The 19,035-nt window shown below is 52.9% G+C and carries 12 protein-coding genes; all 12 read right to left on the reverse strand.

Going from position 1 to position 19,035, the window contains the following annotated elements; translation table 11 throughout:
* Positions 1-2: 2 nt before the first annotated feature.
* Positions 3-2,855, reverse strand: a complete 2,853-nt coding sequence (locus LOC67_RS10680; protein ID WP_230262563.1) for an ATP-binding protein — start codon at positions 2,853-2,855, stop codon at positions 3-5.
* A 24-nt stretch (positions 2,856-2,879) separates the two neighbouring features.
* A complete protein-coding gene (locus tag LOC67_RS10685) occupies positions 2,880-3,461 on the reverse strand; it encodes a hypothetical protein (protein ID WP_230262564.1) in 582 nt (193 codons plus the stop codon).
* Positions 3,448-4,527, reverse strand: a complete 1,080-nt coding sequence (locus LOC67_RS10690) for an AAA family ATPase (RefSeq protein ID WP_230262565.1) — start codon at positions 4,525-4,527, stop codon at positions 3,448-3,450. Before LOC67_RS10690 ends, LOC67_RS10685 begins: the two co-directional genes overlap by 14 nt.
* Positions 4,528-4,557: 30 nt before the next feature.
* Entirely contained in the window at positions 4,558-7,464 is a 2,907-nt protein-coding gene (locus tag LOC67_RS10695; protein ID WP_230262566.1) for a DUF1156 domain-containing protein, read from the reverse strand.
* Between the two features lie 27 nt (positions 7,465-7,491).
* On the reverse strand, positions 7,492-10,086 hold the full coding sequence (locus LOC67_RS10700) for a S8 family peptidase (RefSeq protein ID WP_230262567.1): 2,595 nt from the start codon (positions 10,084-10,086) through the stop codon (positions 7,492-7,494).
* On the reverse strand, positions 10,086-11,102 hold the full coding sequence (locus tag LOC67_RS10705) for an AAA family ATPase (RefSeq protein ID WP_230262568.1): 1,017 nt from the start codon (positions 11,100-11,102) through the stop codon (positions 10,086-10,088). The genes LOC67_RS10700 and LOC67_RS10705 overlap by 1 nt, the downstream gene beginning before the upstream one ends.
* 65 nt (positions 11,103-11,167) lie before the next feature.
* Positions 11,168-14,674: a helicase-related protein gene (locus tag LOC67_RS10710; protein ID WP_230262569.1), complete on the reverse strand. Its 3,507-nt coding sequence runs from the start codon at positions 14,672-14,674 to the stop codon at positions 11,168-11,170.
* A gap of 58 nt (positions 14,675-14,732) precedes the next feature.
* Entirely contained in the window at positions 14,733-14,936 is a 204-nt protein-coding gene (locus LOC67_RS10715) for a helix-turn-helix domain-containing protein (RefSeq protein ID WP_094412377.1), read from the reverse strand.
* A 183-nt stretch (positions 14,937-15,119) separates the two neighbouring features.
* Positions 15,120-15,794, reverse strand: coding sequence for a DUF2726 domain-containing protein (locus tag LOC67_RS10720; protein ID WP_230262570.1), 675 nt, complete (start codon positions 15,792-15,794; stop codon positions 15,120-15,122).
* A gap of 457 nt (positions 15,795-16,251) precedes the next feature.
* A complete protein-coding gene (locus LOC67_RS10725) occupies positions 16,252-16,821 on the reverse strand; it encodes a hypothetical protein (protein ID WP_230262571.1) in 570 nt (189 codons plus the stop codon).
* A 535-nt stretch (positions 16,822-17,356) separates the two neighbouring features.
* Positions 17,357-17,566, reverse strand: coding sequence for a hypothetical protein (locus LOC67_RS10730; RefSeq protein ID WP_230262572.1), 210 nt, complete (start codon positions 17,564-17,566; stop codon positions 17,357-17,359).
* Between the two features lie 147 nt (positions 17,567-17,713).
* Entirely contained in the window at positions 17,714-17,926 is a 213-nt protein-coding gene (locus LOC67_RS10735) for a hypothetical protein (protein ID WP_230262573.1), read from the reverse strand.
* Positions 17,927-19,035: the final 1,109 nt, after the last annotated feature.

Consider the following 19,035-nt stretch of genomic DNA (forward strand, 5'->3'; position numbering starts at 1 on the left):
GGTTACTCCCACTCACTGGTCGTGAACCCTAAGTTGTTGGCGTTTTCTGATGTGGCCCGTTTGATTTGATCGGACGCGCCTTCAGGGAACTCGGCAGTGATTTCGACGGACACTTTAAGGACAGCATTGGGGTCGCTCGCCAAAAGGCTGATGATTTCATCGGCGACATTGACCATTTGCATCTTCGCGCCCGAAGGCGTGATATCGATTGAGCCGTAGTACGTCTTTGCTTTCCTTGTCGTCTCGATCGCCGTGCCGCCTGCCGTTGCCTTCGGTTTATCGCCCCCTAATAGACCGTTTTCTTTAACGGCTGTGTTGCCACTTGTTTCCGTGCCCGATGCGTCTAGCGTTTCAGGTGGTGGCATTCTGATACTGGCTTCGTACGTTGCCGCAGCTTCGGGGTCGACTAGCAATAACGTCGCATCAAACTGCACGTTATCGTCGCCAAATCTGAATCCCTCATATTTGTTCCCGGTATGACCAAATGCAGTTCCGTAGAAGTCCCTGCTTCCCGCGCCCTTGATGATCGCTTGTTCTAGTACCCTACGGTCCTTCAATCTTGGAAGGTAAAGGTAGCGCAGCGAGTCTTCCCAAAACGTTTTTGCCTCGACCGCAGGCCGATCACTTTTCCAATAGAGTTCCTGCAGCTTTGATCGCAAATGAATCGGAGACCACGCCGAGATGACCAATTCGTTCTCCACGCAAACCCGCTGCACCTCAGACGCAAACGCGCCGCCACTGGTATTTAGCTGAAACGCCTCAATGGTCGTCTTGGAGTCCGTCGGCTTATGCTTCACGGGGCAGAGCAACCATTTAAAGCACTCGCGAACAACGCGCGGAAGCACTTCTTCAGCGGTTTGCAATTCTTTCTTCGCTTGGTTTTCCTGCAGGCGGTCGATGTTCAGCCGTTGCTCTTTGACATCGTCCACTATTGAGCCCCAGGCGAGCGCAGTGCGAATGCAATCGTTGACGCGTGAAAGCGTTCCCCAATCCGGCGCAATGAATATCAAACGGTTGCTACGATGGCGAGGTGACGAGCCGTGGTTGGTGAGATAGTTCTCGACCTCCTTGAACGAGTCCCTGGTGTCTTCCTTCTGGAATGCGTGCTTCGGTGGAAGAATCACCAGTCGTAATGATGCGTCATCGGGAACGTCTTCGTGGGGAATGAATGGATGGACGCCTTCAAAGTAGGTGACTCCAGAAGCCAGCTTCTTGGTGACTTCACCCAACTTCTTGAAGATGTCTGTACTGAGGTCAAAGCGTCCTTTGCGATCCTCCATTTCCCGGCGAAGGTTGGCACGCGTGTCAAACCAGAAGCGAGTTGAGTCCTGGGTCTTGTCACCGGACGTGTTGAGATAATGCAAACGATCCGACAATCGATTCAGTGCATCCGAATACAGCGACGATGACTGGCCTGGCTGTACGCACCCCAATAGCACGCGACCACGGTCGATACCACGAGTGCCAGGCTTTCCTGATGACCCCTGTGACGAGCCGGCCGAAGGAGCGCTGCCGAGGAATAGTGTGCGAGCGACGCGACGAGCGGCGTGGTACTCTCCAAATCGAGTTTCTTTAGTGTCAATTGCTGTTGTTTCGGCTCGTTCCCCGTCAATGTCTTTCTCAAGTACCGCATCCCAACCGGCGGACAAGTAGTAGACCAACTCATTACGCGAGTCACCATCGTATAGTGGCAGGCTGCTGGGCAGGATCAAACCGTCACTGTTGTTGTCTTTCCACAACCGGTAGATCACCTTGGCCATCAACTTTAGGACACCGCGAGTTCGTTGGAAACCTTCCAGGGTTGTCCAGTCCTCGTACAATCGGTCAAAGATTTCGGGGTGAATCGGGTAGGCTTCGGTCAGTCGGTCATAGTAATGTGACTCTTGCGTTTCGGACGGCATCTTGCCGCCTTCAGCGACATACATGTCGGCGAACGCCCGGCAAGTCAGATCGCGTGCTTCAGCGCTTTTGACGCTATCGAACAAGCGACGACGTACAATCTCGAACGCTTCTTCCGTTGCGACCGGTTTCCACAATGCTTGTACGCGTCCGAAAGTCTTTTCCATTGCCTTAAGTGCTTTGATTCCACGCTCGCTTCCCGCTTCAATTTCCGAATCTGGGAGTGAGGCCAGCACGATGGCATTGGGAACAAGCTTGGCCGCCTCGGTCAAGGAATGCACGAAAGACAAATTCGTATCGTAGGTTCCTCCGCTTACGGCACCATTCTCTGGAAATTGACGAATGTATGCGACAAGCTCGTCTACCAGCACCACGCAGGGTGAACAGTCATGAAGCAGCTGACGAATGATCTCTTTTCCCGGCGACGTTCCGTTCTCATCTGCCTCCTTCACCAGCTTGTAACCATCGTCACCGCCAAGTTGATAACCGAGCTCGCCCCAAAGCGTCCGGATCTCCTTGCGGCCGCGTTTCCATGGTTGCCCGGGAGACAAATCAGCTCCGTCAATAACGGCAACGCGAGACTTGGGGACATCCATCAATCCGGCCTGGTCGAGCAAGCCTGGAATCCCAGCCAATTCATCCAATGATCCGGTGCGAGTTGCCATGTGGTAGACGGCCAGCATGGTGTGCGTCTTACCGCCACCGAAAGCCGTCTGCAATTGAATGACCGGATCGCCGCCTTTGCCATTGAGCCGGTTCGCAACCGACGTCAATAACAACCGCATCCCCTCAGTGATGTAGGTGCGGTCAAAAAACTTGATAGGATCCTGGTATTCTGGTGTCGCTTTCCCGGAGTGGACCGCGGTAATGTCAGCAGCAAACTCTGACTGCTGAAACGTTCCTTCCAGAACGTCCGCGTGTGGGGTGATGTTTTCTCGCCAAGGTTTGACAGCCATTATCGAAGTCGCAGTGTGTATCTGTTAGTTGTCGGTGACGGTCCAGCCCACCGAACCGTTCATTGTTTGATCGACGACGCGGGCACGTCGGTCAATGCACTTGACCAGCTGTCGAAGCCGTTGCTGGACATCGGCGGCTCGCTTTCGGCGAGATTGGAGGCGTGAGTTCGAAGTTGGCTGCTCCAAGTGCAAAACAACATGCTGCCTGCTGCACCCGATCGCTCGCTCAGCCCAACGCTGCTCATCTGCGTTGTTAGAGCCCGTGCGAGCAACGACCAAGCAAGCCAACGTGTCGCGAACCTTTAAAGCGACTTCATCCGCCAAGAATAAAAACGTTGATTCCAGCGTTTTCCGGTAATCCTTTACTTCAATTTGCCAACAGTCGTGATCCGACTCGATAGCAAGAAAGTCGATCCCTTTTGTCCCGGCGACGCGCCTAGAATTGCAGTTGGCACAACGAACGTCGGTTTCACAAGCGGAGCAATTCAAATTCGCGTCCGCAAGCGACGAAAATTGTCCTCGGTAAAAACTCCACTCGTCAAACTTGGATACGTCCCATTCGTCGGGAAAATCAAACGCCTGCTCTTGTTCATCAAACGTCGTCATCGCCTGCCTCCACCTCGAGGTATCGATCAGTCTGCTGCAACTCCGCTTGAAGCGAAACAATTTCACCGACATCGTCGACTGAGTTGCCTTGTTCAACTCGAATTGAATGGTTGTCTCGGTGTAGACCAATGAATCGTGCGGCCACATCCTGGTGCTCATCGGATTGCAGAAGAATGTCCAGCTCCCTCATCAGGAAGAGACTGTGCGTCGCAATGAAGACCTGAACGCCTCCAGCACACAACTGAAGAATCGCCTTCGCGATCTTGGTGACGACAGCAGGGTTCAAATTCGTTTCCGGTTCGTCCCAGATAAGGTGACTACCGCCAACCAGATGTCCAGTCGCGACTAAACGAGCGATGGTTGCCAGCTTTCGGTGCCCCTCTGCAACGAGCGGCATCTCCAGGTTTCCGCTTTCTGTTCGCACATAGAAGCGTCCAGACTTATCTGTCTCGACCTTGCCGCCGATGATCTTCTCGAGAGGCTCGAGGATTACGTTTACTTCGGCAGCACGCGGTCCTCGCAGTGCGGGACTACCTAGCAAAACGCATGTGTCGCGATATGTCTCGTCAAACGGAATGATCTTCGTCTCGAAAAGCGAAACAAAAGATGGCATCAGCGTCATGAGCTCTCGGGTCGGAAGATAAATCGGATCGCCCTCGAGCCAGAGCGTTGGCAGTCGGTCAATAGACACCTCTGCTTTGCTGCTACTGTTGAAGAAAAACGAGACTGACTTCTTTTGCGAAATAATCGCGTTTACTTCACAGCGCCCTCGCCCTGGTGCGCGTCGAATCAACCGGCCTAGATGGTCGGGTCGAAATACGTTCTGCAGCTTCTCAGCAATGACTCGCTGTAGGTATCGCTTTGTTGGCTTCGGGTCGCTCGTAGGATTCCCGGGGTCCGAGATCGAAGCAAGTACACAGTAGATAAGTTTGAGCAAATGAGTTTTACCCGAACCATTTTCTCCTACGATGACATTCAGTTTTTCGCTGAACTCGATTGAATCATTGTCGAATACGGTGAAGTTTTTTAGCTTCAATCGCTTTAAGTTGCTTAGCTTTACGGCCATGTGGTGCTCTCCAATGACGTTCAGTTGACGTCAGAACAATTCGGTTTGTATAACTTGCGGAGTAGCCGACTCAATATTGGTCCAACTTGTGATCAACTCGTTGTAAGCACGAGCGTCTTCGGGCCAGTTCTTGCGTTCGCAAAGAGTATAGAGCCGGTATGCAAGTTGACGGGCGGCTTCGGCCCGGGATTGGACGTTGCCGCAGCCGAGTAACTTGCCGGCGGCCGATTCGCCGCCCTGTCGCAAGGCGCGAATCAATTGGTGCAGGACTTCCCAAATCGGAATTCGCATGTCTTTCTGCGGATCCCAGTCGGCAGGGAAGTCATTCCAGCGGAGCAGTTGCACCGTGCCACCGCCGCTACGAAGCACGCCGGCGTCGACCAAGCCGGAGACGCTAGTCGCTTTAGCGCGGGCAAGTACATCAGCTTCACCGAAGACTCCTGCGTCCCATCCGCATTGATCGAACCAGTGCAAACAAAACTGCGTGTCTGCATCGAAATCGTCTTCAGCCAAGAAACGGTTTATAAGTTGCAACGCGGTGCGAACGGTCATCGGCGATCCGTCCGCTTCGAGTACCGCCGAATACTTGGAATAGACAGCCATTCCGGGGCCAATCACAGCTTGGGAAAGGTCGACCGGAGCGACAGGGGAAGGGAGATCTTCACTCTCCCGAGTCATGGCGTCGAGCGCCTTTGGTAGCGTGGCGTTTAGCTCGCGGATAAAGTCTCTGCGTGAAACACTGTCTGCCTGCGTACCCTTCGGTCGGCAAACCAGAATGATCGACGAAGCCAACGAATTTTGACTTTTGTTACGAAATCCACCCGCTCGCTCCGTTCTCATCGGCCATGTGCCAGTCACGCTGAGGCCCGCTCGATTTACCGCCTCAAGGAACGTATCCCAGCCGGTACTCGCCGTTCCTGAAGTGCCGGTATCTGATTGCTTGAAAGCGTAGTAGATCGTGACAGGGTACGATGGATGGGTTTTACGAGCAATGTTCCCCATTGCTTCGGTCATTCCATCTAAGAAAAAGTGCTCAGCTGCATCTTTTGATTCGTGACGATATGGGGTCGCAATCAATTCTTCCGACTTCGGGACAGAAATCGTCGCGAACAAATCTGGGAAAACGCTACGCAGTGAACGCCGTAGCCAGACGTAAAAGTAGTCCGACAAGTCGGCATATCCAATATTGTCGTAATATGGAGGGTCTGTCGAAACGAATCTGCCGCCTAATTCAACTGACTGCGCATCGGCCTGTTTCGAAGAAGACGGCGATGAATGACGAGGTGACTGGGTCGCAAGTGCGTTCGCAATCAGTTTGCACATCCGACTGAGATTTCCAGATGAATCAGCAAAAACGTTGGATTCTGCGTAGTCCCACGTCATGGGGAGTGCTTGGCGTCCAAACGTACTGACCACGTGAAGTTTTGTTGGTAACGGACTCCATGAACAAATCACCGAGCTTCCTTCGGCGACCTTGTCGACCGCAAAAGCCAGGTAAATACTCACAGCCTCCCCGTAGGCGACGGGCCCATTTCCACCGCCAGATAGCTTTGTAGAGTCCGTTATCGACATCGACTTAGAGGCGTCGCTTATGACATCGTCTTTGATGTCGCCAACGAGGTCACTAAAGGTAAGCAGCGTTTCGAACTGCCGATTCGTAAAAAGCTTGTCGAAATGGTCGAGGCCATATTGCAAACACCAAAGATTTCGCGGGTCATTAGCTAAGGGTACGTGTATTGATCGCTCATCCCTGCGTACAACGCTGCGGGCGATAACTTCGTGGTCCTCCAACGGGGGAAGGAAAATCCGTTCACGAATACCTTCCGCAACAATGGCCATCAACTTCACACCCATCTTCCCCGCTACCGCCTGTTTTTTGATGTAAGCAGGCTCAATTGTCGTATTCGACATCAGGCAGCGAAAATTTGCCCCTCGCGACGTCTTCGTCCCCAGCTTCAGTTCTTCAGGTGTTTCACCGTCTTGTATCTCGAATCCGTAGCCCTCTTTTGAAATTACAGGATTCACATATGCACTTTTTCCGGGCTTCTTACTCAACGAGAAAGATGTGACCAGTGGGACTTCGACATCCGAAAATGCTGGATTTGGACTCTTCACAGTTCTGGTCCAAAGCCAAGCGATGACTGTAACTTCCTTACCAACATATGGTTCAAGACTCTTGCGTTCTACGGCGAGCTCTTTTGTGATTTTGACCTTCGGATACAAATGCCCTATTCGTTCTTCCGCTAGCTCACGAAGCTTTTCTCCATAATATCGTACGTCATCAGCTAAGCCATTTGCGCCGCTCCACACTTTGTCAATTAGATCCCTGTTCCTATGGGATTCAGGATTAACTGGACGCAGCCCTTCAAACTTCTGCGGGACCTCAATCAAAGATTTATTGATGAGAACTGGGACCGGGTTGAGGTCGCTTGCGTACGCTTCCAATCCCAAACGCTGGGCTTCCAGCGGGATCGTACCGCCGCCAGCAAACGGATCGTGCAGTCCCGGCATATTGTCCGGATCGAACAACTCATCCGCCTGCGGATGATCATTATTCAGCTCACACGTCTGTGCCCAACTTTTACGAATCTCGGCACGGGCGACATTGAGAACTTCTTCGTTAGTCGTATTCTCCCATAAAACCAAGTCTTCGATGATCTTGAACAAACGCGCACGTGACTTCGTCCAGTGACCACGAACCTGCTTGTTTGGCTCTTTCCCGGGGTTCTGGTAGTACCAAAGGTCTTCGGGGTCGTGAACCAATTGCGAAAAAATCACGGCACGTGCAGCGGCCAGCGGACGCCGAGCCCACCACAGATGCAACGTTGAAGGGTGTCCGTGCCGAATCGACTTTTCCCGTGCAGACGCCGCATTGATCGCATCCAGCGGCAACGCCACCTCTATCAGCTTCTTCGGAGATTTGATCTCGTGAGTCATTCAGGATTCTTATTGAAAACGATTTAATTATTCGATGGGATTGCGAGTGCGAACGTCAATTTCTGGCCGGATCGCAATTGCGGCTCGCACTTCGTCGTAAATTGAAATGTCAATGCCTTCCGCAACTTCTAAGGACACGGCAAGCCCGTAATGGATCGGGGTTTGAACCTTCGCTGCGTCAGACTTGCAGCTGACTTTCACCCCGATCGAATCGCCACTCGTAATTGCGATAGCTTGATCGCCTTCAAAAACTTCGTGCTGAACGGTTCCGCGTCGGACCGCTTGCCAATCTGCATCTTGACGGTCATTGGCGAGTCGATTGCCAGGCATGTCGAACCACAACTGCGCGGCACGATATTTCTGGTTCGTCGATACGATTGGTGAAAACCAGGCTAGCGTCACTGTCAATCGTCGCACAGTCTTTCGCGATCCGAGACCGGTAGGTAGCGGCATTGCAAATTCGTGGCCTTGCTCTTCGCTGAGCGACCCGAATCCCAAAACTGTTGCACGCTGCTTTGTGCACTCAAGCATTCTGTTGATGTCAGGTTCGCCATAGCCCAACCAACGACTGACTGCATGTTTTATTGAACCAGAATCATGGTTGGCCGAAAGAATGTTCCGTAAACGATCCCCGGCGACGTCCCAGTCCGATGAGTGGACGACCAAGGACTTTAATAGGGGAGCCAAGTACGAATCTACAGGGACGTCGCTTGCTTGTTCGTCAAGCAATTCGGTGAGCGTTTCATACGCAAAGCCGAGGCTTCTGGTAACAAGCGCAGCAGCGTTGCTGGTTCCACGCGAATACGAGGTTTTCGCTCCATCGCCGGGAACGGTTCCGGGAGCGGCAACTTGGTGCCCCGGTCGTCGCCGGTGCGGCCGGCAAACAACCCGATTTCCGTCAAGTGCGAAATCGTAGAGTACGCGCCCACCTGGATACACAACTTCGGGCTTGATTGACCGACGATAGCCACTTCCAAACGATGCAATGGGACTTGGTAGGGGAGTGCGATAACACTCAAATAAACGCCCGGGATCCAGCTCGCCGCTCGAATCGTGGTTTGTGGCGTTAACTGTTAACCCATTGATGGATTCAGCAGGCGACAACATCCGACGATGTCGTGATTCACGATAAAGAGCCTTGATGATCAGTTTTTCACGTTCGTCTTGACTCAGCGCATCGAGCTCTGCCTTGGACTTGGAAACTGGAATGTCGCCCAGCTGATTGCCAGCGCTAATGACAAACAAAACTCCATACTTATGGCTCAACCAGTCAATCAGACGAGCGAATGGGCTAACCATTTGAAGAAAAGGACGGCTTTGATCGCCGATGGAGAGGTTGATAATCTTGACTGTCGGCGCGGATGGTGGCGAGCCTTCTTCGCCTTCATACATTCGTCGAACTGCACGATGAATCACATCAATCGAGAGCTGGTCAGACGGCATTCGCTCTGGGTACGGCGGATTAAGTGATTCCACTGGGACAGTGATCGGGCGGACATAGACAGGCCGTGTTAACGGCGGCTCACTATCCGTAAGATCTCCCCAAACGACTAGCGAGCACATGCCAGTGCCATGAACTCGGTCTCGCACTTGGTAGGTTGGAGAAAGATCATCGGGATCTTCAATGGACAGCCTATCTCGCAGCAGCAGGTGATTCTCAACTGGTAGCCCGTCCAGAATTGCGATGCAGGGATCACCAGTGGGATAGGGGAAACTGCCACGATCTGGTGCTTCGTGTCGCTCCTGACCGTCGAGACGTTCGCCTACCGCAATCTGTCCGGTCGGCCGGAAGTACATGATGCTGTCGCACTTGACCAACTCGGTGCTTGGGTTTTCTAAGATTCCTACGATCGCCCGCCTTGGCAATTCAACGAGCATGGCGTGATATGCAATTGCGGCAAGCTCGCACGATTGAAGTACACTGCCTCCGACACGGTTAACAAGTTGCGTTATCTCTCGTTGCGATTGGTTGCGAACTTCCTGCGAACCTCGATACCAGAGCTCGATTTCCGTCCGAATGACTTCGTCAGGTGCATGCTCTAATTCTTCACGCCAGATTTCGAGTGCACCACTCTCTTCTAGACGATCTTGGACATCCCATCGACGAATGTCGTAGAGTTTGTCAAAGACATCTCGAAGCGAGGTCAGCCCGCGTTCCCACACGACATTGCGATCATTCTTGTATCGCTCCCATTGAGCCAAGAGCTGCTGCATCGCCGCTTGATCAGTGAATACGAGATATAACCGCCCACGCATCGTCTTATCGTTGGGGTTCTCGTCCGAATCGGTGCGGTAAAAGTCATCATCGGGCGCGATCTCGTCGATTTCAAACTCGCCCAACCACTCCAAGCCTTCGATACGTCTAACGGCGGTGGCAAATCCACTCACGCTGCCGACGGTCTCAATGACGATCACTTGACTCGGATCAATTCCGTCGGGCGATGCAAGCACCTCTGCTGCCCGGCGCTCGAACGCGTCTTTAAGCCGAGTCAATTGCAGCGTCACTCGCTCACCTTGACGTGAATGTGACGGGCGAGTGAAGTTGTCACCGCCACCGCCACCCAATGCGCTGCGATTCGCTTGCTGTGGACTTGGGAAGATTAAAAGAGGTCGCTCCACCATTACGCGTTGCCTCCGTCTTCACTTCCTGCGTTGACGGATCGCGCCTTCCAGGTTTTGAGCGTGTCTTGGACGATCTTCTTTATGTCGCCATCGGGCTGGCTGAGTATATGGCGTCTCATGACGCTGATAGCGAATTCTTCTGCTTCAGCGAAGTTGATGCCATACAGCTTTTTGGCGAGCGTGTCTGGAGCTTGTCCAAGTGGTTGTTTAAGTCGTTTCTCAAACTTAGCAAACCATTCAGCGAGTTGAGCGCGAGTGGGCATGGGGAGTTCGGCACGAACCTGAAACCGTCGCCATACGGCCCTGTCTAATAACTCGGGATGGTTTGTGGCACCGATCACGATGACGTGACTGGGGAGGTCGTCAATTTGCAAGAGCAACGAGCTAACGACGCGTTTGATTTCTCCAGTGTCGCGAGTGTCGCCGCGTTCCTTGGCGATCGTCTCGACCTCGTCGAAGAACAGGACGCACTTTCGCGTTCTTGCCGCGTCTAGCAGACGTTTAAGTCGAACGGCGGTCTCGCCAAGATAGGCTCCTACAATGCCGTCGTACCGTACGCGCAGCAATGGGACCATTAGCGACTCGGCAATCGCTTCGGCCAAGGATGTCTTGCCGTTTCCAGGTGGCCCAACGAAAAGGAGGCGATTGCGTGGCTCCAGGCTGTACGATCGAAGCAGATCAACGCGGTGGTGCTCCGAAATCACTTCCTTGATGATTGATTCAACATCAGACGGCAATAGAAGCTCATCAAGCGTTCGCTCTGGAACTTTCTCGATGTACAAATTGCCAACGCGAGCCTCGAGTGAATGCGAACCATTGATTTGTCCATTGGGCGTTGCTGCGGTGGCAGTTTCTTGAGGAGCTACGGTCAATAGGTCGCCCAGTCGATCCGCTAGCACCCCGTGGTTCTTTGCGCGTTCCTCAACAATGAGTGCTTCCACCGTTTTACGAAAGCGCACACGATCCCCTGACATTCCGTAGGTGACTAAATCGGCAATGAGGTCGGCACGTGCCATCTGGCGTTCTTGTTATCTCAAAGGTATTGAGGACTAATATTTGGACAAAGAAAACTGTGTATGACCTAGCGGAGTCGCTCGGCCCGTTCGAGTAGATGACTTAACTTGAAGTTAATCGACGATGTTCCCCAAGGCGGCTCGGAGTCGAACGGATTGGTTAGGTAATGGACGCTTTCGACGGAATCGTCCTCGTTGATCTGCACAATGGCGAGAATAAACTTTTCGGATTGGTTCAATGCATATAACATCTCATTGCGCGTAATTGTGACCGTATCGGCCCCCTTTGCTCGGCCCTTGACTTCGATGTGCCTCGCATCAGATTGGACGCCGTTCCCATTGGGTGGGTAGGATGTGATGTCCCAACCACATTTGGCAGCAGCCACATCTTCGACACGGCATCCCATTGCTTCTTCGATCTCGATGACCGCATCCATGGCGATCTTCTCGGAACGCGCTCGGGCTAGCGGGTCAGCAGACGTATTGCCGGGCGTTGGTGCTTGATCTTGCTCCGCGTGTATAAGGCCGATCGGGAGCACTAATGCACCACTGACCACAACGGGGGTGCCCGAAGTCACGTGTCGCATCGACTGCAAATCCTTCTTGCGGCTTTCTAACCGCGATGTCATCTCGGTGATCGTTCTCTTGGCGTTGTCCAAATTGAGCCGTACATCTTTGCCTGCTTCTGCATCTTCTTTAAGCTTCATCCAGCGATCTGTCCAAAAGTCAATCTCTTTAGTCAGTCGTTCGTGGACAGCGCCAAGAGTTTTATCGACGTGAGCGATTCGCCGATCCGCGACTTCGGCGAAGTGCTCAGGGACCAACGTTGTGGCAGCGAGCGTGAGGGCTTGTTGGTCGAGATTGGCTTTGAGCCAATCAGCATTCAAAATAGAATCAACAATAGTCTGTTGTTCTGGGGCAATAGGCTCCAGATCCAGGTGCGGCGCCCAGCCGGCAAAAGTGGCTTCGCCATTTCGGGTGACCCTAACAAACTGCAACCGTTTAGAGATGACGGTGCCGTCGCCCGACTTGACTTCGTGTGTCAACATGAAGAGAAGCCATGGATCGGATCCTTCGTCAGTGGGATCGACGAGAACTGCTCCTTGACGGAGCAGATTGGCATTCTGTTCCAAAATCAAATCGCTAACGGCTAGCATCAATGGATGACCGGGATGCAGCATGACAGCGGGCGTAATGCCGGGTTTGTCAAGCGGTTGCACGGCTTCCTTGGTAAAGCACACCCTTTCATAACGGCGCAGAACGGGAGATTGGTCGCGGCGATTGCGGCCGGTGATACGTCGGTCGCGTTCACGAAGTGATCCGGGTACATGAGTGACCTCAAAACGGCCAGCTTCACGAGGGTGCATGCTGCCGCCGATTTGCTCGAATGCCTTAGTAAAGAAAGATCGAACGAAGTACGGCTGTAGCCGCCTTGCTTCAGCCTTTTCCATTTCTGATTTGACAGCGAACAGCCGCTCAGGACCAAGCGTTTCTTGCGACAAAGCGTTTCGATCGAGAACTTGTTTGATGTGGGTATGATCGAGTGTGTCGTCGATAACTTTCGACAGTCGAGCACGTGTTTCAGGGAGATCGGAATAAGTAATCGCGTCCATCAATAGCGATTTCAGGCTCACGTCCTCAAATAGTTCACCAAGGATATCGAAGACGCGTCCTTTCAATGCTACAGCTTCAACTTCTAACTTGGTAAGCAGGCGGTGATAAACCTCGCCCTCTCGGGTTTCTTTGGCTACGAGATTCCAAAGGTGACACACTTCAGTCTGCCCAATGCGGTGTATACGACCGAACCGCTGCTCCATGCGGTTGGGATTCCACGGCAGGTCGTAGTTGACCATCAAGTGAGCGTTCTGAAGATTAACACCTTCTCCAGCAGCGTCGGTAGCGATCAAGACGCGAACGTCGGGATCACTTCGGAACAATGCTTGGTTCTTTCGCCGATCATCTCGTTTGACGCTGCCATGAATAGTGACAATCGCATCGTAGCTTCCAAGGACGCCCGCAATTTTTTCGTAGAGATAATTCAGGGTGTCTTTGTGCTCGGTGAAGATAATGAGCTTTCGCAAACGACCGGTAGCGTCTTTCAACTCCGGCGATCTCTGCAGTATCTTCGAAAGCTCATCCCACTTACGATCGAGTCCAGATGCCACAACCGCCTTAGCACTGGCTTCGAGTCCTTCGAGGATCAAGATTTCTGCCTGCAATTCCTCAGGAGTTTGCGAAGCTGTCGCACGATCGACCAGTTCTTCTTCTAGCCGCTCCTGTTCTTCCGCCGTGAGGTCATCATCGTCTTCTGGAACGTCGTCCATTGTTTCGGCTAGAAGCTGTCGCCCGCGTTGGCTGATCTTTTCCTCACGCAGACGCTTCTCTAATCGCTCTCGTCGGCGTTTGAGCGATTGAAAGATGGCTTCGGGGCTGGAAGCCAATCGTCGCTGCAAAGCTGTAAGGGCGAACCCAACTGATCCCTTTCGCTGGCCACCCAACGCCTCGGCCTTACCCATTTCCGTTTTGACATACTGTGTAACCGCTTCATAAAGCGCGGCTTCCATATCCGACAGTGTGTAGTTGACGGTATAGGCCTTTCGTTCCGGAAAAAGCGGCGTTCCATCGAAACGCAATAGTTCTTCCTTGACCATTCGCCGCATCACGTCACTGGCGTCGACCTTGTGAACTCCATCGCGAAACTTGCCATAGAATCGGTCAGAATCGAGAAGCGAGAGAAAAAGCTGGTAGTCTTCTTCCTTGCCGTTATGAGGAGTGGCGGTCATCAAAAGCAAGTGCCGTGATGCCGCACCTAACTTTTCAGCCAGTACAAATCGCTTCGTCTTGTTGAGCTTGTTGCCGAAGTAGTGGGCTGCGCACTTATGTGCTTCGTCGAAGATCGCTAAATCCCATGGGACGGCGCAGAGTTGATCACGCAACTCCTCATTTCGAGATACTTGGTCGAGGCGGATAATCAGACGATCGTTGTCGTCAAACGGGTTTCCGCTGGGTGAAGCTAATTCGAGGTCTTTCGAGAAGACCTTAAATTCCAGACCGAATTTTTCCCACAACTCGTCACGCCATTGTTCGACGAGGCTTCCCGGTGAAACGATGACGATCCGCTGTGCATCGGCTCGCATGACGAGTTCGCGGATATAGAGCCCAGCCATGATGGTCTTGCCCGCTCCTGGGTCGTCAGCCAGTACAAACCGTAACGGCTGACGCGGCAGCATGGATTCGTAGACCGCCGTGATCTGGTGGGGCAGCGGCTCGACGTTGGACGTGTGAACGGCCATCATAGGATCGAACAAAAACGCTAAATCGATCCGTTTGGCTTCAACGGCTAGCTTGAATGCTTCTCCATTGCCGTCGAAAGACCACGGCGTTTCCGCAGTCGCAATGGAAATGTTCGGCTCATCCGCGGCGCTAAGGAGGCGTTCTTTAACGCCACCATCGGACGTTCGATAGAAAACCTGGACCGCACCGTCACCAATGGCCGCGACAGCAGCGACCGTCGCTAGGCAGGATGGCTCAAGCCCCTCGAGTGTTTGTCCTGGTTGAATGTCCTGAATTTTCATCGTGCGCCATCTTGCGTGCTGTCGTCTTCGTCACTCCGTTGCAAGCTCGTTCATTTTCCTAGCGAGGTTTTGTTGAACCGCCGTCGTTACTGTCCAACCAACGATCAATCGTCTCGCGGCGAAAACGCCAATGACGTCCAACCTTTTGGCCAGGAACACTGCCTTCCTGGACCAATTTGTAGAGTGTCGACTTCGATACCTTTAGGTAGGCCGCAAGCTCTTCAATAGTCAGCACGCAGTCGTCGGTTGCCTGGTCTTGCATGAGATCTCTATCCGATTGCACCTTCATCGCCGGACCCTTGCAGAGCGTAGACGAATGGTTTAACACGTTTGGTCAATGAATGGCCCAATTGTTGCGGCAACTAGCAGTTATTGTCAATTACTGGTGATCACTGCCCGAACTTCGCTCCGCCCAGAAACGACAAAACCCTTGGGAATTCTAGGTTTAGTCAATCGCGATGATCTCACGACATCCGGGATAATTGGAGCAAGCCCAGAATCGCTTTCCGGCATGCTTCCCTTTGGCAGCCTTGCGCTTCACCATTGCGGCTTCGCATTTTGGGCATGTCGGAGCGGAAGAATTGTCTGGCGACGGCGTAACCGAGGGACTCACTTGCCCTGTTCCTTCAGCAGGCATTGGAATCAGTGTACCGATTTCGTTTCGGACTCCGGCAATAGAATACGTGCGAGCGGCTGGCACGTGCAGGATGGGAAGGCCAGCTGCGGCGAAGGCGTCGTCGACGAATACGTCACGTTCTTGTCGGTCTTTGCGATTGTGGCTGGCGTCGTCGAGCTCGACGGCAAGCAACGGTTGCATCGTGGTCGGATCGCAGAGCAGGAAGTCGATGTGCTTGCTGCTGATTTTGTTTTCGTAGCTTCGACTGCCTTCTTGTCGCGGGACGTACAGGACATCCCAAAGGCGGACCTTGATATTGATTGAGTACCTCTGTCCGACCGCCTGCACAAGAACGCGATAGAAAGCCAATTCCGCGGGCGAAAGAAAGTTGTCTCGTAGACGATAAGGGAGTTTCTTTCGTAAACCCTCCGCTCGATTGCCCGTGCCGATGCCAAGGAACTTCAAAAGGAACCCTAAACATCCGCTTCTCTGCGATTCCGCCATGCTTGTTCGCCCCAGGCTGTTTCCCCTATGTTGACTCAGTGAGAATCTAACACGCGTCGGAACCGGCATGAATCGTCAACCTGACTGAAACTAGATAGATAACTTCGCTTTCAGATAACGTATGCAGACGAGATCAAGATCCTTGAATTTTGAATGAAGATCTGGCTCGCTTCGCACACATGAACCCGATTCTCGTCATCTCATTCTGTCGTGTTTGAAAACGCAACCTGCTCGTGGAGACGGCAAACAGAACTGTTTGAAGAAATCAATGAATCGACGTTCTTCGATGCGATGCTCGATGAAGCCTTCTGCGAATTGACATGAAGATTGGTGAGAGGACGAATCCCGTCAGCAGGGACTCGTCGCCTCGTCCACTACCGGTGCTTGTTCTACGCATTCAGGAATTCGCATTCGACCGGCCAGGCCGCGTCTGAAACAGATCTGGTGCCGCTCCCGTTCATTCACCCTCATTTGATTCAGGGGTTTCCAGTGCGTCACCGAGTTGCGTCATAAAGAACCCTATCTGCTCGGCATTCTGAGATGCTTGTTCACGCCACTGCTGTTCGGTCAGCTCGAAACTCCGCTGGCCAATTCGTTCGACTTCCAAGCTGGTGCTTTGGACAACCGCCCGACCGTTTGTGTTGCTGAACCATTCCAGGTAAAGGCACTTTCGCCACGTATACGGAGGCTGCTTGCCTTGCATCAGTTGCCGCGCCGCTTCGTGGGCGGGCAATTCAAAGTGCTTCACCATTTGATCCGCGGTTATGTCGCCCACGTGTCCAGACTGATCCAGATCAATGTGCGCGCAAGTTCTCGGCGCTTCATCTTCATCGTCCTCTGGTGGCAGTTCCGGTTCAACGCGATGAATCCGCAACCGCCAACCCGCCAAGTCTGGATTGCAGTTACCAAGCCACTTGAATCGTAGCGGCTGATCAAAGCCCGCCAATTCCAGCCAGCCGATCGTCCATCCGAACGTCGTATTGTCCAATTCGCCAGCCAAGATCAGGTGCGATGGTCGCCAAGCCATATCAGTGCCCGATGCCTCATCTCGAATTCACAACCAACTGATTCCACGTCACTGGCAATTTACACTTTGCAATACTCGTGTTGCAATTTGCAAACCACCTCCGCCAATATCGGACGCGTGTCATCGGGTTGCTTCCCAAGGATCTTCGGTTGGGAAAGTAGATAACTGGGCCCAGCCAAGCCGAACGAAAACGCCGGGTACGATAGCAGTCGTGACTAGGCCAGTGTGCGAGCCTTCTCTAGGTTTTCCATGTAGTGGATTTTGTTAAAAATCCTCTTGGTGATGAGTGGGATCTTTAACAAGATCCACTACAGGAAGAATTTGCTATGAATCGTGCCGTTGACTTTCCTAGAAAGATTTAACAAGGGGTTTGCCGTCGAGATTAAAACGTCAGCGGGGCATTGCGGCACATCGCCAACTTTGATCTGCACTCGCATTGATCCACTCCCGATCGCTTTTGGGCCCCAATCGTAGTGGACGAGGCGACGAGCCGCATCTGTTCGGGCGTCATGAAATCCCTTCTGATGCAATGTTGCTATATCAGTTTGCGACGGAGTTTTTCGACGTCGACGTTATCTTGATCGCGGCCGGTTGATGCCTTGTTCTTGATCAGCTTTTCGAGAGAGATGAAAGGGACGCGCAGCCCGTAGAAACTTTCGTACTCTCGCGTCTGCCAAACCTCATCAAATGTTACGCCGTCGATCTTTGTAATCAGGTCGATGCGATAGGGGGCATGCCCAAGCATGATCACATCCTTCTCGAAGAGCGGTGCGTCTGGCAGGGCGTTTCCGAAGCCAAACTCGGTCAAACCTCTCGAGTGACCTTTTCGGATTCTTCTGACTTCTCCAAGAAAAAATCGATGTCCCCGGTCGCTCGAGGTTCGGCGTAGCGGTTATAAGCCCATCCGCCAATGATCACGAACTTCAGGTTCATCGAGATTGCGAGTTCGATAAACTCTTTGAAGTCGCTGTGAAGATCCATAAACGGGCGCCATCATCTTGAAAAAGTTCGCCAGCCGCTCACTGGTGGACAGCTTTGCGTCATCATCGTACGCGGCGCGTTCAGCTTCCTTGTGAGTATCAAACGTGCGGATGGTCTTGTCCATGAGAGTCCTCCACCGACCCGATTTCGTGTTAACCAGTTTGCCGAGTCAAGCAGAGACTCAGAAAGCTCTCGGTGGTTTGAGGCCAACCAGGGTGGTTGAGTCCGGCAGGCCGAATATGAGAAACGAAACAGAGAACTTTCGTTGACACGGCAAAAAGTCGAAACACCGCGAAAAACCGGGCCGAAATTGAAAACACCTGCCTGCCTGATTCAGGCGGCAGGTGCTAACTGGTTCGCGAGAGTTTTCGCTTTTTTAATTTCAGCTCCCCGAGACGACGCCCAACGCAACTTTTCGAGTCTCGTTCAACCATGCTCTTTTCCCGGGGAATCGTGGACTCTCTCGTCTTTCTCGGACAACCAAGGTTAACAAAATCACCGGTCGCGGCAAACCAATCAGCGAGACTATTCGCAAAGCACGCCAAGTCGAGACGATGTTATCCGCCGAGGGAATCAGCATGCGAGAGGCTGCCGATCGTCTCGGAGTTTCAGTGGCGACAGTTTGCTATCAAGTTTCGTATGTCCGCCGATTGCCCACGAGTTTCGTCAGTTGGCTCGAATCTGGAGGTGCCGACATATTGCCCAACGCCCTGGCGGAACGCAGGCTTCGGGAAATTGCGAAATTGAGCTCTGACCAACAATCCCTTGAAATTGAGAACGTCATGGCGAAAAGTCACTGCCCTCGGGGACCGGCTGAGTGAACGTACGGGTTCCGGTCAGGTTGCACGAATCGAATTTGGAAACAAGCCCTGCCATCCAAATCGATTTCACCGATCAGTCCAAAGTGGACTCCCGCGTCGCCTTTAGTGCGCGCCCATTTCGGGCGAATTTGGACTCTCTATTGACTTCGTCATTTAGGAGGTTACGAACCACCTAATGGATCCTGCGGTTGCAAACCATCGCGTCACTGATAATCACTGCGTGGCTGATTGCCTGGACGAGATGACCTTTTCCAGTTCCCGGCGGACTACAAGAATCCATGCCTATTAATGTCGCAAGAAGTACCCGCAGCATTGGTCGTGGCCGCCGGAGCCCGAAGAACCCGTTGTAATCGGAGCCCCGCCACCCATTCACACTTGACCGCGACTGCCGCCCGATCATCCGTATCACGTG

Origin of the sequence: Stieleria sp. JC731 (genome assembly GCF_020966635.1) — a bacterium.
In the GTDB taxonomy this organism is placed as follows: domain Bacteria; phylum Planctomycetota; class Planctomycetia; order Pirellulales; family Pirellulaceae; genus Stieleria.